At 51.4% G+C, this 23,525-nt stretch carries 23 protein-coding genes and 1 rRNA gene; 15 read left to right on the forward strand and 9 right to left on the reverse strand.

The features are described from left to right. Together rrf and kgtP are read left to right on the forward strand one after the other, a co-directional pair. A 5S ribosomal RNA gene (gene rrf, locus ACJHWR_RS11915) occupies positions 1 to 103 on the forward strand; the annotation flags it as partial. A 324-nt stretch (positions 104 to 427) separates the two neighbouring features. Beyond that, the gene (gene kgtP, locus ACJHWR_RS11920; RefSeq protein WP_000841104.1) at positions 428 to 1,726 is read left to right on the forward strand and encodes an alpha-ketoglutarate permease; all 1,299 of its coding nucleotides are present in this window, start codon (positions 428 to 430) and stop codon (positions 1,724 to 1,726) included. On the opposite strand, the gene ACJHWR_RS11925 is transcribed toward kgtP, so the two are convergent. From ACJHWR_RS11925 to trxC, 5 genes are all read right to left on the reverse strand, one after another. Next, complete coding sequence (locus ACJHWR_RS11925) at positions 1,723 to 2,046, reverse strand: YfiM family lipoprotein (protein WP_071601965.1); 324 nt, start codon at positions 2,044 to 2,046, stop codon at positions 1,723 to 1,725. The two genes, kgtP and ACJHWR_RS11925, sit on opposite strands and share 4 nt — an antisense overlap. 45 nt (positions 2,047 to 2,091) lie before the next feature. Beyond that, a complete protein-coding gene (pssA, locus tag ACJHWR_RS11930) occupies positions 2,092 to 3,447 on the reverse strand; it encodes a CDP-diacylglycerol--serine O-phosphatidyltransferase (RefSeq protein ID WP_000949265.1) in 1,356 nt (451 codons plus the stop codon). A 113-nt stretch (positions 3,448 to 3,560) separates the two neighbouring features. Then, on the reverse strand, positions 3,561 to 6,221 hold the full coding sequence (patZ, locus tag ACJHWR_RS11935) for a peptidyl-lysine N-acetyltransferase PatZ (protein WP_000083012.1): 2,661 nt from the start codon (positions 6,219 to 6,221) through the stop codon (positions 3,561 to 3,563). A 31-nt stretch (positions 6,222 to 6,252) separates the two neighbouring features. Further along, positions 6,253 to 6,951, reverse strand: a complete 699-nt coding sequence (gene tapT / locus ACJHWR_RS11940) for a tRNA-uridine aminocarboxypropyltransferase (protein ID WP_001361606.1) — start codon at positions 6,949 to 6,951, stop codon at positions 6,253 to 6,255. Positions 6,952 to 7,019: 68 nt separating this feature from the next. Further along, entirely contained in the window at positions 7,020 to 7,439 is a 420-nt protein-coding gene (trxC, locus tag ACJHWR_RS11945) for a thioredoxin TrxC (RefSeq protein ID WP_001098726.1), read from the reverse strand. 206 nt (positions 7,440 to 7,645) lie between these two features. On the opposite strand from trxC, the gene ACJHWR_RS11950 reads away from it, so the two are divergent. Further along, positions 7,646 to 8,683, forward strand: coding sequence for a tRNA/rRNA methyltransferase (locus ACJHWR_RS11950; protein WP_000997403.1), 1,038 nt, complete (start codon positions 7,646 to 7,648; stop codon positions 8,681 to 8,683). Between the two features lie 47 nt (positions 8,684 to 8,730). Here the strand turns inward: ACJHWR_RS11950 and ung are convergent, their stop codons facing one another. Then, positions 8,731 to 9,420: a uracil-DNA glycosylase gene (gene ung / locus ACJHWR_RS11955; protein ID WP_001262723.1), complete on the reverse strand. Its 690-nt coding sequence runs from the start codon at positions 9,418 to 9,420 to the stop codon at positions 8,731 to 8,733. A gap of 304 nt (positions 9,421 to 9,724) precedes the next feature. Here ung and grcA point away from each other — a divergent pair, with 304 nt between their 5' ends. Next, positions 9,725 to 10,108 (forward strand): autonomous glycyl radical cofactor GrcA, encoded by a 384-nt coding sequence (gene grcA / locus ACJHWR_RS11960; RefSeq protein WP_000627804.1) that lies wholly within the window; start codon positions 9,725 to 9,727, stop codon positions 10,106 to 10,108. Positions 10,109 to 10,162: 54 nt separating this feature from the next. On the opposite strand, the gene eamB is transcribed toward grcA, so the two are convergent. Continuing rightward, complete coding sequence (eamB, locus tag ACJHWR_RS11965) at positions 10,163 to 10,750, reverse strand: cysteine/O-acetylserine transporter (protein ID WP_000189211.1); 588 nt, start codon at positions 10,748 to 10,750, stop codon at positions 10,163 to 10,165. Between the two features lie 102 nt (positions 10,751 to 10,852). On the opposite strand from eamB, the gene ACJHWR_RS11970 reads away from it, so the two are divergent. Next, positions 10,853 to 11,734, forward strand: coding sequence for a LysR family transcriptional regulator (locus ACJHWR_RS11970; protein ID WP_000365853.1), 882 nt, complete (start codon positions 10,853 to 10,855; stop codon positions 11,732 to 11,734). A 32-nt stretch (positions 11,735 to 11,766) separates the two neighbouring features. Here the strand turns inward: ACJHWR_RS11970 and srmB are convergent, their stop codons facing one another. Further along, positions 11,767 to 13,101 (reverse strand): ATP-dependent RNA helicase SrmB, encoded by a 1,335-nt coding sequence (gene srmB, locus ACJHWR_RS11975; protein WP_000219193.1) that lies wholly within the window; start codon positions 13,099 to 13,101, stop codon positions 11,767 to 11,769. 131 nt (positions 13,102 to 13,232) lie between these two features. On the opposite strand from srmB, the gene trmN reads away from it, so the two are divergent. Then, positions 13,233 to 13,970, forward strand: coding sequence for a tRNA(1)(Val) (adenine(37)-N(6))-methyltransferase TrmN (gene trmN, locus ACJHWR_RS11980; protein ID WP_001295363.1), 738 nt, complete (start codon positions 13,233 to 13,235; stop codon positions 13,968 to 13,970). Here trmN and nadB read toward each other — a convergent pair. Next, complete coding sequence (gene nadB, locus ACJHWR_RS11985) at positions 13,955 to 15,577, reverse strand: L-aspartate oxidase (RefSeq protein WP_001094468.1); 1,623 nt, start codon at positions 15,575 to 15,577, stop codon at positions 13,955 to 13,957. The genes trmN and nadB overlap by 16 nt on opposite strands. 255 nt (positions 15,578 to 15,832) lie before the next feature. On the opposite strand from nadB, the gene rseD reads away from it, so the two are divergent. The 9 genes from rseD (at position 15,833) to era (ending at position 23,516) form a co-directional block, all read left to right on the forward strand. Further along, complete coding sequence (gene rseD / locus ACJHWR_RS11990; RefSeq protein ID WP_001303621.1) at positions 15,833 to 15,988, forward strand: rpoE leader peptide RseD; 156 nt, start codon at positions 15,833 to 15,835, stop codon at positions 15,986 to 15,988. Further along, positions 15,985 to 16,560, forward strand: coding sequence for an RNA polymerase sigma factor RpoE (gene rpoE, locus ACJHWR_RS11995; protein WP_001295364.1), 576 nt, complete (start codon positions 15,985 to 15,987; stop codon positions 16,558 to 16,560). The genes rseD and rpoE overlap by 4 nt, the downstream gene beginning before the upstream one ends. 32 nt (positions 16,561 to 16,592) lie before the next feature. After that, positions 16,593 to 17,243, forward strand: coding sequence for an anti-sigma-E factor RseA (gene rseA / locus ACJHWR_RS12000; protein WP_001168459.1), 651 nt, complete (start codon positions 16,593 to 16,595; stop codon positions 17,241 to 17,243). Next, positions 17,243 to 18,199: a sigma-E factor regulatory protein RseB gene (gene rseB, locus ACJHWR_RS12005; RefSeq protein WP_000812053.1), complete on the forward strand. Its 957-nt coding sequence runs from the start codon at positions 17,243 to 17,245 to the stop codon at positions 18,197 to 18,199. The genes rseA and rseB overlap by 1 nt, the downstream gene beginning before the upstream one ends. Further along, positions 18,196 to 18,675 (forward strand): SoxR-reducing system protein RseC, encoded by a 480-nt coding sequence (rseC, locus tag ACJHWR_RS12010; RefSeq protein ID WP_000589054.1) that lies wholly within the window; start codon positions 18,196 to 18,198, stop codon positions 18,673 to 18,675. The genes rseB and rseC overlap by 4 nt, the downstream gene beginning before the upstream one ends. A 196-nt stretch (positions 18,676 to 18,871) precedes the next feature. Continuing rightward, positions 18,872 to 20,671, forward strand: coding sequence for a translation elongation factor 4 (gene lepA, locus ACJHWR_RS12015; RefSeq protein ID WP_000790168.1), 1,800 nt, complete (start codon positions 18,872 to 18,874; stop codon positions 20,669 to 20,671). A 15-nt stretch (positions 20,672 to 20,686) separates the two neighbouring features. Beyond that, positions 20,687 to 21,661 carry a signal peptidase I gene (gene lepB, locus ACJHWR_RS12020; RefSeq protein WP_000002542.1) on the forward strand — a complete coding sequence of 325 codons (975 nt, stop codon included), beginning with the start codon at positions 20,687 to 20,689 and terminating at the stop codon, positions 21,659 to 21,661. Between the two features lie 272 nt (positions 21,662 to 21,933). After that, positions 21,934 to 22,614, forward strand: coding sequence for a ribonuclease III (gene rnc, locus ACJHWR_RS12025; protein WP_001068343.1), 681 nt, complete (start codon positions 21,934 to 21,936; stop codon positions 22,612 to 22,614). After that, a complete protein-coding gene (gene era, locus ACJHWR_RS12030; protein WP_000020737.1) occupies positions 22,611 to 23,516 on the forward strand; it encodes a GTPase Era in 906 nt (301 codons plus the stop codon). The genes rnc and era overlap by 4 nt, the downstream gene beginning before the upstream one ends. Positions 23,517 to 23,525: the final 9 nt, after the last annotated feature.

Consider the following 23,525-nt stretch of genomic DNA (forward strand, 5'->3'; position numbering starts at 1 on the left):
GCGCGGTGGTCCCACCTGACCCCATGCCGAACTCAGAAGTGAAACGCCGTAGCGCCGATGGTAGTGTGGGGTCTCCCCATGCGAGAGTAGGGAACTGCCAGGCATCAAATTAAGCAGAAGGCCATCCGTCAGGATGGCCTTTTTGCATTGGTGCAGAAAAAAATGCCTGATGCGATGCTGCGCGTCTTATACTCCCACATATGCCAGATTCAGCAACGGATACGGTTTCCCCAACTTGCCTACTTCCATACGTGTCCTCCTTACCAGAAATTTATCCTTAAGCTCCTCAATAACCATTTTCCTGCTAACTAAATTCATGGTTAAGGTTGCATAATGATACGCAACAAATGTATAACATTTTTTTACCAAAAAAAATAAACAACAGCGACTGACAAAAGCATCGGATTACGGCAGGAGACATAATGGCATGGCTGAAAGTACTGTAACGGCAGACAGCAAACTGACAAGTAGTGATACTCGTCGCCGCATTTGGGCGATTGTGGGGGCCTCTTCAGGTAATCTGGTCGAGTGGTTCGATTTCTATGTCTACTCGTTCTGTTCACTCTACTTTGCCCACATCTTCTTCCCTTCCGGGAACACGACGACTCAACTACTACAAACAGCAGGTGTTTTTGCTGCGGGATTTCTGATGCGCCCAATAGGCGGTTGGCTATTTGGCCGCATAGCCGATAAACATGGTCGCAAAAAATCGATGCTATTATCGGTGTGTATGATGTGTTTCGGCTCACTGGTTATCGCCTGTTTGCCAGGCTACGAAACAATCGGTACCTGGGCTCCGGCATTATTGCTTCTTGCTCGTTTATTCCAGGGATTATCCGTTGGCGGAGAATATGGCACCAGCGCCACCTATATGAGTGAAGTTGCCGTTGAAGGGCGCAAAGGTTTTTACGCATCATTTCAGTATGTGACGTTGATCGGCGGGCAACTGCTAGCTCTACTGGTTGTCGTGGTTTTACAACACACCATGGAAGACGCTGCACTCAGAGAGTGGGGATGGCGTATTCCTTTCGCGTTAGGAGCTGTGTTAGCTGTTGTGGCGTTGTGGTTACGTCGTCAGTTAGATGAAACTTCACAACAAGAAACGCGCGCTTTAAAAGAAGCTGGATCTCTGAAAGGATTATGGCGCAATCGCCGTGCATTCATCATGGTTCTCGGTTTTACCGCTGCGGGCTCCCTTTGTTTCTATACCTTCACCACTTATATGCAGAAGTATCTGGTAAATACTGCGGGAATGCATGCCAACGTGGCGAGTGGCATTATGACTGCCGCATTGTTTGTATTCATGCTTATTCAACCACTCATTGGCGCGCTGTCGGATAAGATTGGTCGCCGTACCTCAATGTTATGTTTCGGTTCGCTGGCAGCCATTTTTACCGTTCCTATTCTCTCAGCATTGCAGAACGTTTCCTCGCCTTATGCCGCTTTTGGTCTGGTGATGTGCGCCCTGCTGATAGTGAGTTTTTATACTTCAATCAGTGGAATACTGAAGGCTGAGATGTTCCCGGCACAGGTTCGCGCATTAGGCGTTGGTCTGTCATATGCGGTCGCCAATGCTATATTTGGTGGGTCGGCGGAGTACGTAGCGTTGTCGCTGAAATCAATAGGAATGGAAACAGCCTTCTTCTGGTATGTGACCTTGATGGCCGTGGTGGCGTTTCTGGTTTCACTAACATTGCACCGTAAAGGAAAAGGGATGCGGCTTTAGTGACGAGTCAGTTGCCAGACGGTATAGCCGGTGCTTGCACCGGCGATATCCCAGGCAAAATCCTTCCAGCTCCAGCCGCTCCCCTCAGGGCGGCTATCCCAAAGCTCTTTTGACGCCCCCAGACTGACAGAGAACATCAATCCAAACATGGCACTGCGATCCCGGCTCATCCCCTGATGCTGTGCATATTCATTTCCGGCGGCGGAAAGCATCGCCGAGGCGATAAAGTGTTGAGCTTTATCCTGCCCGCTCCAGCTATCGTTAGCCATATGGCTGCATCCAGAAAGTAACAATAGCGAGCAGACAAAAAGAATACGCAAAACGTGGCCTCCAAAAAACAAACCCCGTACAGGACGGGGTTGTGATTACAGGATGCGGCTAATTAATCGGTCGATGCGGATACGGCGCAAACGACGGATGAGTTTACGAACCTTCACCGGATAATCGGCAATACTTTGCAGATCGCGATAGTGCTTAACGATGGTGGTATGCTCGCGGATCAGCTCCAGTTCTTTCTCTCGCTGTGGCGCAAGCTCCAGTTGCGGATCGTGGATCAAAATGGCGTTTTCCAGATCCAGACGCCAGGCGCGCGGGTTCAGGTTATTACCGGTGATCAACATCCACTTATCATCAACCCACATCCCTTTCAGGTGATAGGTGTTGTCGTCATCTTTCCATAACCGAACCACTAATTGGTCAGTATTGACGTAATACTGCAAACGGCTCAGGAAACGACGCAGATTGATCTCATAGAGATAAGGCAATGCGCCAATTATCTTGAAAGGTTCATCTTCCGGAATGTAGAAGTCATTCGCGGTTTTATCACCAACAATAATTTCGACCTTTTTCCCTTCGCGCAGCAACTGGATAATATTGCGCACAAGGATTGCTGGCAGGTTGAAGTAAGGTGTGCAGATGGTTAGTTTCTGCTCGGCACAAGGCATAAGATGGAAAATAGTCTTGTTCAACAGACTCGATTTCCCCAGCCCCACTAGCGGCGTTACGGAAAGCTGATCGTTGTCGGCATCGCCCTGGAAATGATAAGCGGCATCACGCAGCTCCTGGCGGAACAGGCGAATGTCGTTCTTGATTTCCGGGCTTTTTGGCCGATTAACATCATCCAGACGATTAACGCCGCGGCCATTCATAATATTCTGTGTAACCCATTCAAACATAATGTCTGACATCTTACGGTTACGGATCAGATGATAACGGTCGTAGCGATATTTATCGTGCTGATGCAGGTAAACATCGTTCAGGCTGGCACCGCTATAAAGTACGCTATCGTCGATGATAAAGCCTTTAAAGTGCAGAACACCAAGGGCTTCACGGGTATTGATTGGAACGCCATAAACCGGAACATCTACGCCCGGATTTTCCTGCGCCATGCGGCAGTACCAGTCAGCGTTAGTGTTAGATGCCGCAGCGCCAATGCGTCCACGTTGTGCACGATGCCAGTCGACCAGCACCCGCACATCCAGTTCCGGACGCTGCCTTTTAGCCTCATACAACGCGTTCAGAATGCCTTTGCCACCGTCATCCTGTTCGAGATACAGGGCGACAATGCAAATGCGCTGCTTCGCGCTGGCTATTTTTTCCAGCAGCGTCTCCCGGAAGTCGGCGGGAGCGTAAAAGAAATCGACATCATCAACTGATTGAGAAATCTTGGGTAGTTGGGCAAGGTGTTGTTGATGTTTATTACGCTTAAATTTTGACAACATCACAGTGCATTTCTTCTCTGTTCATTGAAGGGTCCTCTGTGCAATGCAGACGACATAAGCGGGCAATAATAACACCAGTCCCGATTAAGTGGTCAACATTTCCAGTACCTTACTCATGATTCCTCGCGCTGGGCAAGATTTAGCGTAAGCCCAACGATCCCCTCTTCGAGCTGGATATCAACGTTAAACCCGAGCTTGCGGGCCAGCGCCACCATGCCACGATTGTTTGGCATCGTAATACCATTCAGACGTTGCAGTCCGTGATCTCGCGTATAGGTAATCAACTTTTCCATTAAGCGTCGACCTAAGCCTAACCCTTTGAGATCCGAGCGAACCAGCACGGCAAATTCGGCATCGATGTTATCAGGGTCGGAGATCGCACGCGTGACGCCGAGGATCTCTTCCGTTTGATCAATACGTCGTACCGCTACAAATGCCATTTCCCGATCGTAGTCGATCTGCGTCATGTTGGCTAAATCTTCATGGGTAAATTCGTTGATCTCGCTAAAGTAGCGGTAATAAAGATCTTCTTTGGTGACTCGCGAAATGAACTGCTGAAGTTGTGGCTCATCTTCTGGCAAAATCGGGCGGAACAAGCAGCGTTCACCGTTTTTCAATTCTACCCACTCTTCCAGCTGATGCGGATAAGGGCGCACTGCCAGCCGGCTCTCGTTATCGCCTTCAAACGGCGCGATATCCAGCGTGACATCCAGCGCGGTAAATTCACTGCCAGAAGCCAGCAAAGGATGAATATCCAGACGTTGAATTTCCGGACAATCGACAATCAAGTTGGAAACCTGTACCAGAAGCTGGCTCAAGCCTGCAACATCCAATGGGCGTAGCGCACTGCGCGCACGAATCTTTTTACTTTTGATCCCCTGAATAACCAGATAGCGGGCCAGGTTCATGTTCAGCGGTGGTAACGCGACGACGGCTTGATCTTCAGGACGCCACTCCACACCGCCTTCGCCCAGCATGATCAACGGCCCGAAAACCGGATCGTGCTCAACCACAACCCGCAACTCCTGAGCGCCAGCACGGTTAGCCATACTTTGCACCAACAGGCCGTGGATCCGCGCCTGCGGCCAGGCCATTTTTACGCGATCGAAAATAGCGTTTGCCGCTTGCTGGACTTCATTAGCTGTACGCAGGTAGAGCATGACGCCCTGAACTTCCGATTTATGTGGAATATCCGGCGAACGCAATTTCAGCGCCACCGGATAACCAATCTGTTCGGCAATATGCACCGCTTCGGTGCTATCGCTGGCAATCCAGGTGGGGAGCGTGTTCATGCCATATGCTTGCAGGATGGGCTGAACTTCATGGGTATCGAGTGACGTTGCTCCTTCGGCAATCGCCTGTTGCAACAGAAGATGCGCTTCTGCGGTATTGGAGGTCAGATTGCTGGGCAACGCCGGCGTTTCGCGTAGTTGCTTCTGATTACGCCGGTACTCCACCATATGCATAAAAGCAGTGATGGTTCCTTCCGGCGTGCGATAGGTCGGCAGCCCGGCTTCACTGAATAATCGTCGTGCCTCTTGCGAGGAGTGCTCGCCACACCAGTTCGTCAGCAGAGAAACATACTTGCTGCGGGGATGATGCTTTACCGCTTCAATTAATGCTTGCGCGCTTTCTGTTGCGGGAGCAGCGGCGCTGGGCGAATGAATAACCATCAGCGCGTCAAAATCCTGGCTGTGGAGCAGGATATCCAGCGTTTTAATATAGTGCTCACTGCTGGCGTCATCGCGTAGATCGAGCGGGTTAGAGATTGCCACATGTTCTGGCAGTGCATCGCGCAGTTTCTGGCAGGTTTCTTCGCTTAGCGTTGCCAGCTTGCCATTGCGTGACCATAAGGCATCCAGCGCCAGCGCGGCAGGCGCAGCACCGTTGCTGATAATCATCAACCGGTCACCACGCAGCGGGCGCATATGGCTAAGGGTTTCCACCGCCGAAAACAGTTCGTGGGTATCCTGTACCCGCAACAAACCGGCACGCTGAATAGCCGCATCCCACGCTGGATCCATTCCTGCCGTGGTGTTCAACAGACGTTGAGCCGCCGGGCTACGTCCGCTTTTAATCACCAGAATCGGTTTATTGCGCGAGGCACTACGGGCCGCCGAAACAAAGCGTCGCGCGTCGCTTAACTGTTCGAGATAGAGCAGGATGGCGCTGGTTTTACTGTCGCGCGCCAGATAGTCGAGCAATTCATCAACGTCGATATCCAGGCTGTCGCCGAGCGCAATAAAGTAGGAAAAGCCCATCTCACGCTGTTGCGCCCAGTCGAGGATGGTGTTGGAGACAGCAGCCGATTGCGAAATAAACGCCAGCTTGCCGCGTTTAATCGGCACAGGCGAAAAGCTGGCATTCAGACCTTGCCAGGGAGCCAGTAAACCCAGACTGTTTGGTCCAAGCAGGCGCATGTTATGGCGCAGGGCGCAGGCGCGGAGATCTTCGTGTTGCGATGACGGGGCGGAAAGAATAATGCAGGTTTTACAGCCTTTCTCGCCGAGCTCTTCCAGAAGAGCAAGATTACGGCTGGCATTGGTACATAAAACCGCAAGGTCTGGTGTAAAGGGCAAGCTGGCAATATCCGGCCAGGCCAACACACCCAACACTGCTTTCCAGGCAGGCGTCACCGGGAGTACCGGTCCGTTAAAGCCTCCCGCCAGCAGGTTACGCATCATCAGGTAACCTGCGCGATTGGGTTTCATCGATGCGCCAATTACCGCAATCGATTTTGGTCGCAGTAGTGCTTCCAGTCCTCGCTGACTCATACCGGTCTCCCGCAGAAGTGACCGAATGATTTTAAACGCTTTCTAACTGTTCTGCTGTGATGCTACCCAGATGTTGCGTTTTTCCTGCCAGATAGCGTGTTTTAAAGCGGGTAAAATGCTCGCCTAACCCTGCCGCCGCCCCGGTATCGCCGACCATATCTAACAGTGCGATGGCTACCTCGGCAGTACAATATTGGCCTTCAGCCTGGGCTTCACGCAGGCGATAGGCAGAAAGCCGGGAAAGATCGACGGAAATGACGGGAAGATTATCCAGATACGGACTTTTACGAAACATCTTGCGAGCTTCCGGCCAGGTACCATCGAGCATGATAAATAGCGGAGGCTTACCGGCAGGTGGTGTGAAGATCACTTCCCGTTGCTCATCAGCATACGAGGCGGGAAAGACCACCATTGGCTGATAGTCCGGGTTTTGTACCAGATCCAGCAAATCTAGCGAGGGTTCGGTACGCGACCATTGAAACGCAACGGTATCAGGCAAAATATCAGCAATCAGACGCCCGGTATTACTGGGCTTCATTGGCTCGGTGTCGAACATCAGCAAACAGAAGCGACTTTTTGCTTGTGCTGGGGTAATTGTCGAACAGAGACATAATTTCTCTGGCAAAAGACAGCGTTGGCAGCGACGAACGCGATTACCGCGGGCAAGAAAAGGACGTGTTGCGCGCGCAATACGCTCGGCGCGTAACTGGAGAACAGCGTTTTCGGTCATAAGAGAGCGTCGAAAAAACGCCATTGTCGCAGAGGAGAAAACGGGGCACAAGATGCGCCCCGGTAAGATTAAAGAGATTCGTTCAGCCAGCTATCAAACGGCGCTTTCGGTACTGCGCCATTAAGCATGTCGACAACCTGACCGTTTTTGAAAATCATGATCGTCGGTATACTACGAATTCCAAAGCGACTGCTTAATTCACGTTCAGCTTCGGTATTCACTTTCACAAAGCGCACTTTACCGCTACGCTCTTGCGCGACATCTTCAAAAATTGGTGCGAAATTACGGCAGGGGCCGCACCACGGTGCCCAGAAGTCGATCACCACAGGTAGATCATCTTTCAGCAATTTGTCGAGCGTTTCACCGGTCGCATTAATCACCTCTCCGTCAAACAAGTCGTGACCGCAGCGTCCGCATTTTGCCGCATCTTCGATCCGATCGTCGGGAATGCGATTGATGGCCTGACAATGGGTACAAACGGTATTCATAACTAACCTCGGGATGAGTAAGGAGACTTATCGGCAACGACGCCGGTATGTTTCTAATATGTTACATATTATCGGGGACATTGTTCCAGACAACAATCTGTTTTATTCAATGGGTATGATAGACACAGGCTTTGGAACGAAATCATGGCGAACCGCGCGGACTTCGGGTAATCTGCGCGCTTCGCGCAGCGCTGGTGGAGAAAAGCATGAACGATGAAATGAAAGGTAAAAGCGGCAAGGTCAAAGTGATGTATGTCCGCAGTGATGATGATTCTGATAAACGTACCCACAACCCGCGTACCGGGAAAGGGGGCGGGCGTCCAGGAAAATCTCGTGCTGACGGTGGCCGTCGCCCCGCCCGCGATGACAAACAGAGTCAGCCCCGTGACCGCAAGTGGGAAGATTCGCCGTGGCGCACGGTTTCCCGCGCGCCGGGTGATGAGACGCCGGAAAAGGCCGATCACGGTGGCATCAGTGGTAAAAGTTTTATTGATCCGGAAGTTTTGCGTCGTCAGCGTGCGGAAGAAACCCGCGTCTACGGAGAAAACGCCTGTCAGGCACTGTTCCAGAGCCGTCCGGAAGCGATTGTTCGCGCCTGGTTTATCCAGAGCGTAACGCCACGTTTTAAAGAAGCCTTGCGCTGGATGGCGGCAAACCGCAAAGCGTACCATGTGGTGGATGAAGCGGAACTGACAAAAGCGTCAGGCACGGAACATCACGGCGGCGTTTGCTTCCTGATCAAAAAGCGTAACGGTACAACCGTGCAGCAGTGGGTAAGCCAGGCTGGCGCGCAGGATTGTGTACTGGCCCTGGAAAACGAATCTAACCCGCATAACCTGGGCGGCATGATGCGTAGCTGTGCGCACTTCGGCGTGAAAGGTGTTGTGGTGCAGGATGCAGCACTGCTGGAGTCTGGGGCGGCTATCCGTACCGCAGAAGGCGGCGCAGAGCACGTTCAGCCGATTACTGGCGACAACATTGTTAACGTGCTGGATGATTTCCGTCAGGCGGGTTACACCGTAGTGACAACTTCCAGCGAGCAGGGTAAACCGCTGTTCAAAACCAGTCTGCCAGCGAAAATGGTACTGGTGCTGGGTCAGGAATATGAAGGGTTACCGGATGCCGCACGCGATCCGAACGATCTGCGCGTGAAGATTGATGGTACTGGCAACGTTGCCGGGCTGAATATCTCTGTCGCAACCGGCGTTCTTCTTGGCGAATGGTGGCGTCAGAATAAAGCCTGATAAATCAGCCGGGTGGCAACTCTGCCATCCGGCATTTTCCCGCAAATTTACTCACTCTCTGCCGGTAATACTGGCATCCAGTCAATCGGCGTCTCGCCACGTTGTTCCAGCCACTGATTTGCCAGCACAAAATGGTTGCAGCCAAAGAATCCACGATGCGCCGAAAGCGGCGACGGATGCGGTGCTTTCAGTACATGATGGCGTTGCTTATCTATAATCGCCCCTTTCTTTTGCGCATGCGATCCCCACAACAAAAACACCACGCCTTCGCGATGCTGGTTAATCAGGCTGATCACTTTATCGGTGAAGGTTTCCCAGCCGAGGCTGGCGTGGGAATGCGCCTGACCTGCGCGTACCGTCAACACAGTATTGAGTAGCAGAACGCCCTGACGCGCCCAGCTTTCAAGATAACCATGATTAGGGCGGGTGAAACCGGGAATAGTATTTTCCAGCTCTTTATACATATTCAGCAGTGACGGCGGTGTCGCAATGCCGGGGCGAACGGAAAATGCCAGACCATGCGCCTGTCCCGGTCCGTGATAAGGATCCTGGCCGAGAATCACCACTTTAACGTCACCCAACTCTGTAAAGCGGAACGCGTTAAAGACATCCTTTTGTGGCGGATAGATAGTGACGCCGGACTGCCGCTCGCTGGCGACGGTCTGAAGGGTATTAAGAAAATAGGGTTGCTGCTTCTCTTCAGCCAGCACATCATGCCAGGTTAATTCGTTAGCCATCTCGCTCTCCTGCGAATCTTCAATCCGCCTAGCTTAACTGCTTCTTTCTACAGAACAAAATCATGCTCATTTTTTAGACTTAAACGAGTGCAAAAAAATGTAAATTGGTAAAATTTCACACCTGCATAAGTTGATGTAAAACAATAAAATCCATTTGTGACCACATTCGATATGTGGTTTCTATTGATTTAAATCAAAGAATCAAGGGTGTTTGAGGAGTATATATACACTCAAGCAACAATGGTTTTACCAATTGGCCGCGACAGGCTGAACAAATCAAATAATTTTGCCGGGGAGGCATCACATGATTACAGGTATCCAGATTACTAAAGCCGCTAACGACGATCTGCTGAACTCTTTCTGGCTGCTGGACAGCGAAAAAGGCGAAGCGCGTTGCATCGTTGCGAAAGCAGGTTTTGCAGAAGACGAAGTGGTTGCAGTAAGCAAACTGGGTGACATTGAGTACCGTGAAGTTCCAGTAGAAGTGAAACCAGAAGTTCGCGTTGAAGGTGGTCAACACCTGAACGTAAACGTTCTGCGTCGTGAAACTCTGGAAGATGCAGTTAAGCATCCGGAAAAATATCCGCAGCTGACCATCCGTGTATCCGGTTATGCAGTTCGCTTTAACTCTCTGACTCCGGAACAGCAGCGCGACGTTATCGCTCGTACCTTTACTGAAAGCCTGTAAGGCTTAAGTAGCAAGTTACTAAGCGGAAGAGGGCGACCTCTTCCGCTTTTTTCATTAATAGAAAATGCGTACCGCGCAATAGACCAGCAGCAGCGCGAGCACGATATTTAACTGGCGACCATACTGGCGAAACAATCGCTGAAACAGGTGCCCCGCCAGCGCCCAGCACACATTGCCAAACGTCCCAATCATCGCCAGCAAAACGCTGACGCCAATCACCCAGCTTAACGCCTGCGTTTGTGGCAGGACAAATGTCGACAGTGCTGTAATGCCATACAAAATGATTTTGACGTTCACAAACTGCAAAGCAAAGCTGGCCCAAAAACTGATTGGTTTTGTCTGAAGCCCATCTTCCTTTGTTGGACTGGTAGCGATTTTCCACGCCAGCCAGACAATATATGCCGCCCCCGCCCAACTCAAAAGGTGTACCACTGCCGGGTCAATCACTGCCAGTGAAAATGAAATGCCCGCACACAGTAACATCACAATCAAAAATCCCAGACTCATCCCTGCCAGCACGCGAGTACTTTGACGAAATCCATGCGACGTAGCAGAGCTAAGGGCGAGAATATTGTTCGGTCCTGGCGTCATGGCGGTAATCAGGGTGTAAGTCCAAAAAGCACTTAAAAGGGTCGGTGTCACTTGTTATCTCCTCTGTTTTGGTAGACAGTACCCGACACGAAACATTTAAAAAAATGAATGTTTTAATATTCTAAATTCGATATTTTCGATAGGTTTGGGGTTATGGATCTGCGCCGTTTTATTACACTTAAAACCGTGGTGGAAGAGGGTTCCTTTTTGCGAGCTTCGCAAAAATTGTGCTGCACACAATCGACGGTGACTTTTCATATTCAGCAGCTTGAGCAGGAGTTCTCAGTCCAGTTATTTGAGAAAATTGGTCGACGAATGTGCCTTACCCGCGAAGGAAAAAAGCTGCTGCCGCACATCTATGAACTCACCAGAGTGATGGATACCCTTCGTGAGGCTGCCAAAAAAGAGTCGGATCCGGACGGGGAACTACGCGTTGTTTCAGGCGAAACGTTGCTTTCTTACCGAATGCCGCAGGTGTTGCAGCGTTTTCGGCAACGCGCACCAAAAGTGTGTTTATCGTTGCAGTCTCTGAACTGTTACGTGATCCGTGATGCGCTACTGAATGATGAGGCTGATGTCGGCGTCTTTTACCGCGTAGGGAATGATGATGCTCTGAACCGACGAGAGTTGGGTGAACAATCGCTGGTGCTGGTAGCTTCACCGCAAATTGCAGATGTCGATTTTACTGAGCCGGGAAGACATAACGCCTGTAGTTTTATTATCAATGAACCGCAATGTGTCTTCCGCCAGATATTTGAGAGCACGCTGCGCCAGCGACGGATCACGGTGGAAAACACCATTGAGCTTATAAGTATCGAAAGCATCAAGCGTTGTGTCGCGGCAAATATCGGGGTCAGTTACCTGCCGCGCTTTACAGTGGCAAATGAACTTGCGAGTGGCGAATTAATCGAATTGCCTTTTGGCGAACAGTCGCAGACCATTACGGCAATGTGCGCTCACCATGCCGGAAAAGCGGTTAGCCCGGCGATGCACATTTTTATTCAGTGTGTTGAAGAGTGTTTTTTGCCGGGATAAAAATAATGCCGGGCTTAAACCCGGCATTGAGATTACTCTTCTGTCGTTTGCGGTGGCACGCCCGTTCCGCTCGGTTTACGGCGCTTACCAATATTTTTGGTGTCGCGATGGCGTTTTTTCACCCGCGGCTTCTCTTTCTCTTTAGCTTTTTTCTTCTCGGCGCGTTTTGCCAGTACTTTCTTCGATGGCTTGCCGGTCTGCTTCTCGCTTGGCGCACGCGTTTTCGGGCGTAACTCGTCAATTACGCGAGCTTTAATTGGCTCTTCAATATAGCGACCAACTTTGCCCAGCAGCAGATGGTCATGGGCTTCCACCAGCGAAATCGCGGTGCCTTTACGACCGGCGCGCGCGGTACGTCCGATACGGTGCAAATAAGTATCGCCACTGCGCGGCATATCGAAGTTAAAGACGTGGCTGACGTCAGGAATGTCGATACCGCGCGCGGCAACATCGGTTGCAACCAGTACGTTTACGCGACCTTCGGTCAAACGCTTGATCGCTTCGTTACGCTTGCCCTGTACCATCTCACCTTCGAGATAGCAGTTGTTGATGCCCGCTTCGCGCAGCCAGTTTGCCAGCTCATGCACACGCTCACGCTTACGCACAAACACAATTGAGCGGGTCGCTTCCGGCTGTTTTAACAGGTGCACCAGCAATGCGGTTTTATGTTCCAGGTCATCGGCGCGGTAATACCACTGATGAATTTTTTTGCGCTCACGGGTGGACGGATTGGCAGAAACCTCCACCGGATCTTCCAGCAGACGCTCGGCAAAGTCCTGAATCGCATCGCCTTCCAGCGTTGCCGAAAAGAGCAGGGTCTGTTTACGCCAGCGCGTTTCGCCAGCAATATGTTCGATATCCTGAGCGAAGCCCATATCCAGCATACGGTCTGCTTCGTCGAGGATCAGCGTTTCAACCGCGCGGCAATCGAAGTTCTCTTCTTTTATGTATTGCAGCAGACGTCCGGTCGTGGCGACCACGATGTCCTGATTTTCGCTGAACACTTCCGCGTGGTTCATATAGGCCACGCCGCCGGTGATGGTGGCGATATCCAGATGCGTATGTTTCGCCAGTTCGCGGGCATGATCGGCCACCTGCATCGCCAGCTCGCGAGTTGGGGTGAGGATCAAAATACGCGGCGGACCGGATTTCTTACGTGGGAAATCGAGCAGGTGCTGCAACGCTGGCAGCAGATACGCCGCCGTTTTACCGGTGCCTGTCGGCGCAGAACCGAGTACATCACGGCCATCGAGCGCAGGCGGAATGGCGGCAGCCTGAATGGCGGTCGGGCGAGTGAAACCTTTATCCTGGAGGGCTTCCAGCAGGCTTTCGTCGAGTTCAAGTTCGGAAAAAGTCGTTACAGTCATGTTCTACCTCTGTGTGGGGCGCTGATTATAGACGTTACGGCTGCAATCTTCATCTGTTTGTATGGATATCGCTTCTCGGGTATTGTTCTCACCCGGTGCTATCGCCGTTTTTCCTGCAAGGTTTTATTTTCATGTCACAGTCTACATCCGTGCTTCGTCGTAATGGATTTACTTTTAAACAGTTTTTTGTTGCTCACGATCGTTGTGCGATGAAAGTGGGAACGGATGGCATTTTGCTGGGCGCATGGGCACCGGTGGCTGGGGTAAAACGTTGCCTTGATATCGGCGCGGGTAGCGGGTTGCTGGCATTAATGCTGGCGCAGCGAACCGATGACAGCGTAATGATTGATGCAGTTGAACTGGAAAGTGAAGCTGCCGCGCAGGCGCAGGAAAATATCAACCAGTCCCCGTGGGCAGAGCGGATTAACGTCCATACGGCGGATATTCAGCAGTGGATCACACAGCAGACAGTACGCTTCGATTTAATCATCAGTAACCCACCTTACTATCAGCAGGGAGTAGAGTGCTCGACACCTCAACGGGAACAGGCTCGCTATACCACTACGCTTGATCACCCATCGTTGCTGACCTGTGCGGCGGAGTGCATTACCGAAGAGGGATTTTTCTGCGTGGTGCTGCCAGAGCAGATTGGTAATGGTTTTACTGAACTGGCATTAAGTATGGGCTGGCATTTACGTTTGCGGACGGATGTGGCGGAAAACGAAGCGCGACTGCCGCATCGGGTGCTGCTGGCATTCTCCCCGCAGGCGGGAGAATGCTTTAGCGATCGCTTAGTCATTCGTGGGCCAGACCAGAACTATTCCGAAGCGTATACGGCGCTGACCCAGGCTTTTTATCTGTTTATGTAATGATTGCCGGGAGAAAGGATCGACGGACCGGAATGGGTGAGCAGTTCCGGATAATCCAGCGTGAAATGCAACCCCCGACTCTCCTTGCGCATCATCGCACAGCGAACAATCAACTCGGCAACCTGTACCAGATTACGCAGCTCCAGCAAATTATTTGAGACGCGGAAATGGGCGTAATATTCGTCTATTTCTTGTTGGAGCATGGTTATCCGCCGCAGGGCGCGTTCCAGGCGCTTCGTTGTGCGCACAATGCCAACGTAATCCCACATAAACAGACGTAGCTCGTGCCAGTTATGTTGAATCACCACCCGTTCGTCAGGGTTCTCAACACGGCTTTCATCCCACGGCGGTAACGTACTGACGTCGTGGGCATAAGGCATACGCCTGGTAATATCCTCCGCCGCTGACCAGCCGTAAACCAGACACTCCAGTAATGAATTCGAGGCCATGCGGTTAGCGCCGTGTAAGCCGGTATAACTCACTTCGCCAATGGCGTACAAACCTTCGACGTCCGTACGCCCATGATCATCCACCATTACACCACCGCAGGTATAGTGTGCAGCAGGCACAATCGGCACAGGGCCTTTCGTGAGATCAATCCCCAGTCCCAATAACTTTTCATAAATCATCGGGAAATGCTGACGAATAAAATCGGCGGGCTTATGGCTGATATCGAGGAACATACAATCTGCGCCGAGGCGTTTCATTTCGTGATCAATAGCACGGGCGACAATATCGCGCGGAGCCAGTTCGCCGCGCTCATCAAAATCGGGCATAAAACGCGTGCCATCCGGGCGCTTGAGATAAGCGCCTTCGCCGCGCAGTGCTTCTGTTAACAGGAAATTGCGTGCCTGTGGGTGATACAGCGCGGTAGGGTGGAACTGATTAAATTCGAGATTGGCAACCCGGCAGCCTGCGCGCCACGCCATAGCAATGCCATCGCCAGAAGAAATATCCGGATTGGTGGTGTACTGATAAACCTTCGACGCACCGCCGGTTGCCAGTACCACTGCTTTTGCGTGGCAGGTTTCCACCGTTTCTTTATTTCGGTTCCATACCCACGCGCCAACAACCCGTCGCGTGCCCGGCAGGCCAATTTTGTCAGAAACAATCAGATCAACCGCGTTGCTGCGCTCCAGCACGCGAATATTCGGATGGTTCAGCGCCTTGCTCACCAGCGTGGTTTCTACTTCTCTACCGGTGGCGTCGGCGGCATGAAGAATTCGACGGTGACTATGTCCACCTTCACGGGTCAGATGGTAGCTTTCTGCGCCATTCGGTTGAATGTGGGTATCAAACAACACCCCCTGGTCGATTAGCCATTGCACACAGGATCGTGCATTGCTGGCGACAAATTCAACTGCATGACGATCGCAAATACCAGCCCCGGCAATCAATGTGTCTTCCACATGCGAGTCAATGCTGTCAGTCTCATCAAACACGGCGGCTATACCGCCCTGGGCATAAAATGTTGAACCTTCCGTTACCGGGCCTTTACTTAGAACGATGACCTGATGCTGGTCAGCCAGGCGTAGCGCCAGTGAAAGTCCAGCTGCGCCGCTACCGATAATCAACACGTCACATGAATGTTCAGGGAGAGTATTCATTTTCTTTGTTTAATTTACTAAACATGGTTTGGTCAGCATAGCATCATGTTGTGCGAATAAACACCTGCTATTTTAATATTTGTTACAGTTGCTAAACACGCTGACGCAGGGCGGCGAGAAAAAGAGAAGTTACTGGCTGGTGGAGGATTAGGTGGTGAAATAAAAAGGCCGTTGGGTTACTCTTCAGGCAGTTAAATGGGCATTTCTACACAGATAATGCGATGTTCAGATTCTGTAGACTTATAATGATAGATAATGATCCGTCTACAGCATGACAAACAAAAACAGATGCGTTACGGAACTTTACAAAAACGAGACACTCTAACCCTTTGCTTGCTCAAATTGCAGCTAATGGAGTGGCGTTTCGATAGCGCGTGGAAATTTGGTTTGGGGAGACTTTACCTCGGATGAGCGAGCAGTTAACGGACCAGGTCCTGGTTGAACGGGTCCAGAAGGGAGATCAGAAAGCCTTTAACTTACTGGTAGTGCGCTATCAGCATAAAGTGGCGAGTCTGGTTTCCCGCTATGTGCCGTCGGGTGATGTTCCCGATGTGGTACAAGAAGCTTTTATTAAAGCCTATCGTGCGCTGGATTCGTTCCGGGGAGATAGCGCTTTTTATACATGGCTGTATCGGATTGCTGTAAATACAGCGAAAAATTACCTGGTTGCTCAGGGGCGTCGTCCACCTTCCAGTGATGTGGATGCCATTGAAGCTGAAAACTTCGAAAGTGGCGGCGCGTTGAAAGAAATTTCGAACCCTGAGAACTTAATGTTGTCAGAAGAACTGAGACAGATAGTTTTCCGAACTATTGAGTCCCTCCCGGAAGATTTACGCATGGCAATAACCTTGCGGGAGCTGGATGGCCTGAGCTATGAAGAGATAGCCGCTATCATGGATTGTCCGGTAGGTACGGTGCGTTCACGTATCTTCCGAGCGAGGGAAGCTATTGATAACAAAGTTCAACCGCTTATCAGGCGTTGACGATAGCGGGATACTGGATAAGGGTATTAGGCATGCAGAAAGAACAACTTTCCGCTTTAATGGATGGCGAAACGCTGGATAGTGAGCTGCTTAACGAACTGGCTCATAACCCAGAAATGCAGAAAACCTGGGAAAGCTATCACTTAATCCGTGACTCAATGCGGGGTGATACTCCCGAGGTGCTCCATTTCGATATCTCTTCACGAGTGATGGCCGCCATTGAAGAAGAGCCAGTACGTCAACCGGCGACATTGATCCCGGAAGCCCAGCCTGCGCCGCATCAATGGCAGAAAATGCCATTCTGGCAGAAAGTACGTCCGTGGGCGGCACAGCTTACCCAAATGGGCGTAGCCGCATGCGTATCGCTTGCAGTTATCGTTGGCGTCCAGCACTATAATGGACAATCTGAAACGTCCCAGCAGCCCGAAACGCCGGTATTTAATACACTGCCGATGATGGGTAAAGCCAGCCCGGTAAGCCTGGGAGTACCTTCTGAAGCGACCGCAAACAATGGTCAACAGCAGCAGGTACAGGAGCAGCGTCGTCGCATTAATGCAATGTTGCAGGATTACGAACTGCAACGCCGACTCCACTCTGAACAGCTTCAGTTTGAGCAGGCGCAAACCCAGCAAGCCGCTGTACAGGTGCCAGGAATTCAAACTTTAGGAACGCAATCGCAGTAATGAAGCAACTTTGGTTTGCCATGTCATTAGTGACAGGTAGCCTGTTATTCTCTGCTAACGCCTCGGCCACTCCCGCGTCCGGGGCGTTATTACAGCAGATGAACCTGGCCAGTCAGTCACTGAATTACGAGCTGTCATTCATCAGCATCAATAAACAGGGTGTTGAGTCTCTGCGTTATCGACATGCACGCCTCGATAACCGTCCTCTTGCACAATTGTTGCAAATGGATGGCCCGCGCCGGGAAGTGGTACAGCGCGGCAATGAGATCAGCTATTTTGAACCGGGACTTGAACCGTTCACGCTTAATGGCGATTACATTGTTGATTCTCTGCCATCGCTCATCTATACCGATTTCAAACGCCTTTCTCCTTACTACGACTTTATCTCCGTCGGGCGCACGCGTATTGCTGATCGTCTTTGCGAAGTTATTCGCGTGGTTGCCCGAGATGGTACACGCTACAGCTACATCGTGTGGATGGACACCGAATCGAAATTACCGATGAGGGTTGATCTCCTTGATCGCGATGGTGAAACGCTGGAACAATTTCGCGTGATTGCTTTTAATGTCAATCAGGATATCAGCAGCAGTATGCAGACGCTGGCGAAGGCAAATTTGCCGCCGTTGCTTTCTGTTCCTGTAGGTGAAAAAGCTAAATTCAGCTGGACGCCAACCTGGTTGCCACAGGGTTTTAGCGAAGTTTCCAGTAGTCGACGTCCGCTACCGACGATGGACAACATGCCTATTGAATCACGTCTCTATTCCGACGGATTATTCAGCTTCTCGGTAAACGTTAACCGCGCTACGCCATCGAGCACCGATCAGATGTTGCGCACCGGACGCAGAACCGTCAGTACAAGCGTACGTGATAACGCCGAAATCACCATTGTCGGTGAACTGCCGCCGCAAACGGCGAAACGCATTGCCGAGAATATTAAGTTCGGGGCAGCGCAATGATCAAAGAGTGGGCTACCGTCGTCTCCTGGGAAAACGGGCAGGCGCTGGTTAGTTGTGATGTTAAAGCCTCATGCAGCAGCTGCGCTTCACGCGCCGGTTGCGGTAGCCGCGTGTTGAATAAACTTGGCCCGCAAACCACGCATACCATTGTCGTACCCTGTGATGAACCGTTAGTGCCGGGGCAAAAAGTAGAATTAGGAATCGCCGAAGGCAGCCTGCTTAGCTCCGCATTACTGGTTTATATGTCGCCGTTGGTGGGACTATTCCTCATCGCTTCACTATTTCAGCTACTCTTTGCTTCAGATATTGCAGCATTATGCGGTGCGATTCTCGGTGGCGTTGGTGGATTCCTGATTGCACGTGGCTGCTCTCGAAAGTTTGCTGCCCGGTCTGAATGGCAACCGATCATCTTAAGCGTGGCCTTGCCGCCTGGCCTTGTGCGATTTGAAACATCTTCGGAAGACGCGAGCCAGTGATTTCACTGGCTTTGTTGCATTTTGCATAACAAATGCGAGGACGTTTCCAGATACCCAATCCATACGGTATGAACATTTCCTCGCCTCAATGTTGTAGTGTAGAATGCGGCGTTTCTATTAATACAGACGTTAAGCTCAGAACAGCGACTTCTAAAAGCCTGGTTAACCGGGCATTAAGGCACAATAATCATACTTTATGAAGAATATACGTAACTTTTCGATCATAGCTCACATTGACCACGGTAAATCGACGCTGTCTGACCGTATTATCCAGATCTGCGGTGGCCTGTCTGACCGTGAAATGGAGGCGCAGGTTCTCGATTCCATGGATCTTGAGCGTGAGCGTGGCATTACCATCAAAGCGCAAAGCGTGACGCTGGACTACAAAGCGTCTGACGGCGAAACCTATCAGCTTAACTTTATCGACACCCCGGGCCACGTAGACTTCTCCTATGAAGTTTCCCGTTCGCTGGCTGCCTGTGAAGGTGCATTGCTGGTGGTCGACGCCGGGCAGGGCGTAGAAGCGCAAACCCTGGCAAACTGCTACACCGCCATGGAAATGGATCTCGAAGTGGTGCCGGTACTGAACAAGATTGACCTGCCGGCAGCCGATCCTGAACGCGTGGCGGAAGAAATTGAAGATATCGTCGGCATCGATGCCACCGACGCGGTGCGCTGTTCAGCGAAAACCGGCGTTGGCGTGCAGGACGTTCTCGAACGTCTGGTGCGCGACATTCCGCCGCCGGAAGGCGATCCGGAAGGCCCGTTGCAGGCACTCATTATCGACTCCTGGTTCGACAACTACCTGGGCGTTGTTTCACTTATCCGTATTAAAAACGGCACCCTGCGTAAGGGCGACAAAGTGAAAGTCATGAGTACCGGGCAGACCTATAACGCCGACCGTCTGGGCATCTTCACGCCGAAGCAGGTTGACCGTACTGAACTGAAATGTGGCGAAGTAGGCTGGCTGGTATGTGCTATTAAAGATATCCACGGCGCTCCAGTAGGCGATACCTTAACGTTGGCGCGTAATCCGGCAGAAAAGGCGCTGCCTGGCTTTAAGAAAGTCAAACCGCAGGTATACGCCGGTCTGTTCCCGGTAAGTTCCGACGACTATGAAGCCTTCCGTGACGCGCTGGGCAAACTCAGCCTGAACGATGCTTCACTGTTCTATGAGCCGGAAAGCTCCAGCGCGCTGGGCTTTGGTTTCCGCTGCGGCTTCCTCGGCCTGCTGCACATGGAGATCATCCAGGAACGTCTGGAACGTGAATACGATCTGGATCTGATTACCACTGCGCCGACCGTAGTGTATGAAGTTGAAACCACGTCAAGAGAAGTTATCTACGTTGACAGCCCATCCAAGCTGCCTGCGGTAAATAACATTTACGAACTGCGCGAGCCGATTGCAGAGTGTCACATGCTGCTGCCGCAGGCATATCTCGGCAACGTTATTACGCTGTGCGTAGAAAAACGCGGCGTGCAGACCAATATGGTTTACCACGGTAATCAGGTGGCGCTGACGTACGAGATCCCGATGGCGGAAGTGGTGCTCGACTTCTTCGATCGCCTGAAATCTACCTCGCGTGGTTATGCGTCTCTGGATTACAACTTCAAACGCTTCCAGGCGTCCGACATGGTACGTGTAGACGTATTAATCAACGGTGAACGTGTTGATGCGCTGGCGTTGATCACCCATCGTGATAATTCGCAAAACCGCGGTCGCGAGCTGGTGGAGAAGATGAAAGATCTGATCCCACGCCAGCAGTTTGATATCGCCATTCAGGCAGCGATTGGTACGCACATCATTGCGCGCTCCACCGTGAAACAGCTGCGTAAAAACGTACTGGCTAAATGTTATGGCGGCGATATCAGCCGTAAGAAAAAGCTGCTGCAGAAGCAGAAAGAAGGTAAGAAACGCATGAAGCAGATCGGTAACGTCGAGCTGCCGCAGGAAGCGTTCCTCGCCATTCTGCACGTCGGCAAAGACAACAAATAACCCTTAGGAGTTGGCATGGCGAATATGTTTGCCCTGATTCTGGTGATTGCCACACTAGTGACGGGCATTTTATGGTGCGTGGATAAATTCTTTTTCGCACCTAAACGGCGGGAACGTCAGGCAGCGGCGCAGGCGGCTGCCGGTGACTCACTGGATAAAGCAACGTTGAAAAAGGTTGCGCCGAAGCCTGGCTGGCTGGAAACCGGTGCTTCTGTTTTTCCGGTGCTGGCTATCGTATTGATTGTGCGTTCGTTTATTTATGAACCGTTCCAGATCCCGTCAGGTTCGATGATGCCGACTCTGTTAATCGGTGATTTTATTCTGGTAGAGAAGTTTGCTTATGGCATTAAAGATCCTATCTACCAGAAAACGCTGATCGAAACCGGTCATCCGAAACGCGGCGATATCGTGGTCTTTAAATATCCGGAAGATCCAAAGCTTGATTACATCAAGCGCGCGGTGGGTTTACCGGGCGATAAAGTCACTTATGATCCGGTCTCGAAAGAGCTGACGATTCAACCGGGATGCAGTTCCGGCCAGGCATGTGAAAACGCGCTGCCGGTCACCTACTCCAACGTGGAACCGAGCGATTTCGTTCAGACCTTCTCACGCCGTAATGGTGGGGAAGCGACCAGCGGATTCTTTGAAGTGCCGAAAAACGAAACCAAAGAAAATGGAATTCGTCTTTCCGAGCGTAAAGAGACACTGGGTGATGTGACGCACCGCATTCTGACAGTGCCGATTGCGCAGGACCAGGTGGGGATGTATTACCAGCAGCCAGGGCAACAACTGGCAACCTGGATTGTTCCGCCGGGACAATACTTCATGATGGGTGACAACCGCGACAACAGCGCGGACAGCCGTTACTGGGGCTTTGTGCCGGAAGCGAATCTGGTCGGTCGGGCAACGGCTATCTGGATGAGTTTCGATAAGCAAGAAGGCGAATGGCCGACAGGTGTGCGCTTAAGTCGCATTGGCGGCATCCATTAATAGCCCATCTTCGTTCACGTTGTCGCCGTTATGGCGACAACGTGAATTATTTATGAGATAAATCTCCCGTGGCTAACGACATCCCCCGTCGTTGTGTATAGAATATTCCCCCGAAGTTTAAGGTTGGCACCTCCAGGTTGCCACGGCACACGAAACAGCGTTGGTCCCCATATACCGGTAAACTGAAACTGCAGCGAAGCAGTTAGCAGAACCATGTATATCAGGTCTGTTTCGTGTGCTGAATTGTTGACGCATTTATTTATTGGTATCGCATGAACCCCATCGTAATTAATCGGCTTCAACGGAAGCTGGGCTACACTTTTAATCATCAGGAACTGTTGCAGCAGGCATTAACCCATCGTAGTGCCAGCAGCAAACATAACGAGCGTTTAGAATTTTTAGGCGACTCTATTCTGAGCTACGTTATCGCCAATGCGCTTTATCACCGTTTCCCTCGTGTGGATGAAGGCGATATGAGCCGGATGCGCGCCACGCTGGTCCGTGGCAATACGCTGGCGGAACTGGCGCGCGAATTTGAGTTAGGCGAGTGCTTACGTTTAGGGCCAGGTGAACTTAAAAGCGGTGGATTTCGTCGTGAGTCAATTCTCGCCGACACCGTCGAAGCATTAATTGGTGGCGTATTCCTCGACAGTGATATTCAAACCGTCGAGAAATTAATCCTCAACTGGTATCAAACTCGTTTGGACGAAATTAGCCCAGGCGATAAACAAAAAGATCCGAAAACGCGCTTGCAAGAATATTTGCAGGGTCGCCATCTGCCGCTGCCGACTTATCTGGTCGTCCAGGTACGTGGCGAAGCGCACGATCAGGAATTTACTATCCACTGCCAGGTCAGCGGCCTGAGTGAACCGGTGGTTGGCACAGGTTCAAGCCGTCGTAAGGCTGAGCAGGCTGCCGCCGAACAGGCGTTGAAAAAACTGGAGCTGGAATGAGCATCGATAAAAGTTACTGCGGATTTATTGCTATCGTCGGACGTCCGAACGTTGGCAAATCCACATTGTTGAATAAACTGTTGGGGCAGAAGATCTCCATCACCTCCCGCAAGGCGCAAACAACTCGTCACCGCATTGTGGGGATCCATACTGAAGGCGCGTATCAGGCGATCTACGTTGATACCCCTGGCCTGCATATGGAAGAAAAACGCGCCATTAACCGCCTGATGAACAAAGCGGCGAGCAGCTCTATCGGCGACGTTGAGCTGGTGATTTTTGTCGTAGAAGGCACCCGCTGGACGCCGGACGATGAAATGGTGCTCAACAAACTGCGCGATGGCAAAGCGCCGGTAATCCTCGCGGTGAACAAAGTGGATAACGTGCAGGAAAAAGCCGATCTGCTGCCACACTTACAGTTCCTGGCAAGCCAGATGAACTTCCTCGATATCGTGCCGATCTCTGCCGAAACCGGGCTGAATGTCGACACTATCGCGGCAATCGTGCGTAAGCATCTGCCTGAAGCGACTCATCACTTCCCGGAAGATTACATCACCGATCGCTCACAGCGTTTTATGGCGTCTGAAATCATCCGCGAAAAACTGATGCGTTTCCTCGGCGCTGAACTGCCGTACTCCGTGACCGTGGAGATCGAACGTTTCGTCTCTAACGAGCGCGGCGGTTATGACATCAACGGTTTGATTCTCGTTGAGCGTGAAGGGCAGAAGAAGATGGTCATTGGCAACAAAGGGGCCAAGATCAAAACCATCGGGATTGAAGCGCGTAAAGACATGCAGGAAATGTTCGAAGCGCCTGTTCACCTTGAGCTGTGGGTAAAAGTGAAATCCGGTTGGGCCGACGACGAACGCGCACTGCGCAGTCTCGGTTACGTTGACGATCTTTAAGAGTAACTC

Source organism: Escherichia sp. WS568 (assembly GCF_046486085.1).
GTDB lineage: Bacteria > Pseudomonadota > Gammaproteobacteria > Enterobacterales > Enterobacteriaceae > Escherichia > Escherichia coli.

Excerpts from the sequence above, each read along its gene's own strand:
- kgtP (WP_000841104.1), top strand. The coding sequence starts at position 428 with ATGGCTGAAAGTACTGTAACGGCAGACAGCAAACTGACAAGTAGTGAT.
- pssA (WP_000949265.1), bottom strand. The coding sequence starts at position 3,447 with ATGTTGTCAAAATTTAAGCGTAATAAACATCAACAACACCTTGCCCAA.
- patZ (WP_000083012.1), bottom strand. The coding sequence starts at position 6,221 with ATGAGTCAGCGAGGACTGGAAGCACTACTGCGACCAAAATCGATTGCG.
- tapT (WP_001361606.1), bottom strand. The coding sequence starts at position 6,951 with ATGACCGAAAACGCTGTTCTCCAGTTACGCGCCGAGCGTATTGCGCGC.
- trxC (WP_001098726.1), bottom strand. The coding sequence starts at position 7,439 with ATGAATACCGTTTGTACCCATTGTCAGGCCATCAATCGCATTCCCGAC.
- ACJHWR_RS11950 (WP_000997403.1), top strand. The coding sequence starts at position 7,646 with ATGAACGATGAAATGAAAGGTAAAAGCGGCAAGGTCAAAGTGATGTAT.
- ung (WP_001262723.1), bottom strand. The coding sequence starts at position 9,420 with ATGGCTAACGAATTAACCTGGCATGATGTGCTGGCTGAAGAGAAGCAG.
- grcA (WP_000627804.1), top strand. The coding sequence starts at position 9,725 with ATGATTACAGGTATCCAGATTACTAAAGCCGCTAACGACGATCTGCTG.
- ACJHWR_RS11970 (WP_000365853.1), top strand. The coding sequence starts at position 10,853 with ATGGATCTGCGCCGTTTTATTACACTTAAAACCGTGGTGGAAGAGGGT.
- srmB (WP_000219193.1), bottom strand. The coding sequence starts at position 13,101 with ATGACTGTAACGACTTTTTCCGAACTTGAACTCGACGAAAGCCTGCTG.
- trmN (WP_001295363.1), top strand. The coding sequence starts at position 13,233 with ATGTCACAGTCTACATCCGTGCTTCGTCGTAATGGATTTACTTTTAAA.
- nadB (WP_001094468.1), bottom strand. The coding sequence starts at position 15,577 with ATGAATACTCTCCCTGAACATTCATGTGACGTGTTGATTATCGGTAGC.
- rseD (WP_001303621.1), top strand. The coding sequence starts at position 15,833 with ATGATCCGTCTACAGCATGACAAACAAAAACAGATGCGTTACGGAACT.
- rpoE (WP_001295364.1), top strand. The coding sequence starts at position 15,985 with ATGAGCGAGCAGTTAACGGACCAGGTCCTGGTTGAACGGGTCCAGAAG.
- rseA (WP_001168459.1), top strand. The coding sequence starts at position 16,593 with ATGCAGAAAGAACAACTTTCCGCTTTAATGGATGGCGAAACGCTGGAT.
- rseB (WP_000812053.1), top strand. The coding sequence starts at position 17,243 with ATGAAGCAACTTTGGTTTGCCATGTCATTAGTGACAGGTAGCCTGTTA.
- rseC (WP_000589054.1), top strand. The coding sequence starts at position 18,196 with ATGATCAAAGAGTGGGCTACCGTCGTCTCCTGGGAAAACGGGCAGGCG.
- lepA (WP_000790168.1), top strand. The coding sequence starts at position 18,872 with ATGAAGAATATACGTAACTTTTCGATCATAGCTCACATTGACCACGGT.
- lepB (WP_000002542.1), top strand. The coding sequence starts at position 20,687 with ATGGCGAATATGTTTGCCCTGATTCTGGTGATTGCCACACTAGTGACG.
- rnc (WP_001068343.1), top strand. The coding sequence starts at position 21,934 with ATGAACCCCATCGTAATTAATCGGCTTCAACGGAAGCTGGGCTACACT.
- era (WP_000020737.1), top strand. The coding sequence starts at position 22,611 with ATGAGCATCGATAAAAGTTACTGCGGATTTATTGCTATCGTCGGACGT.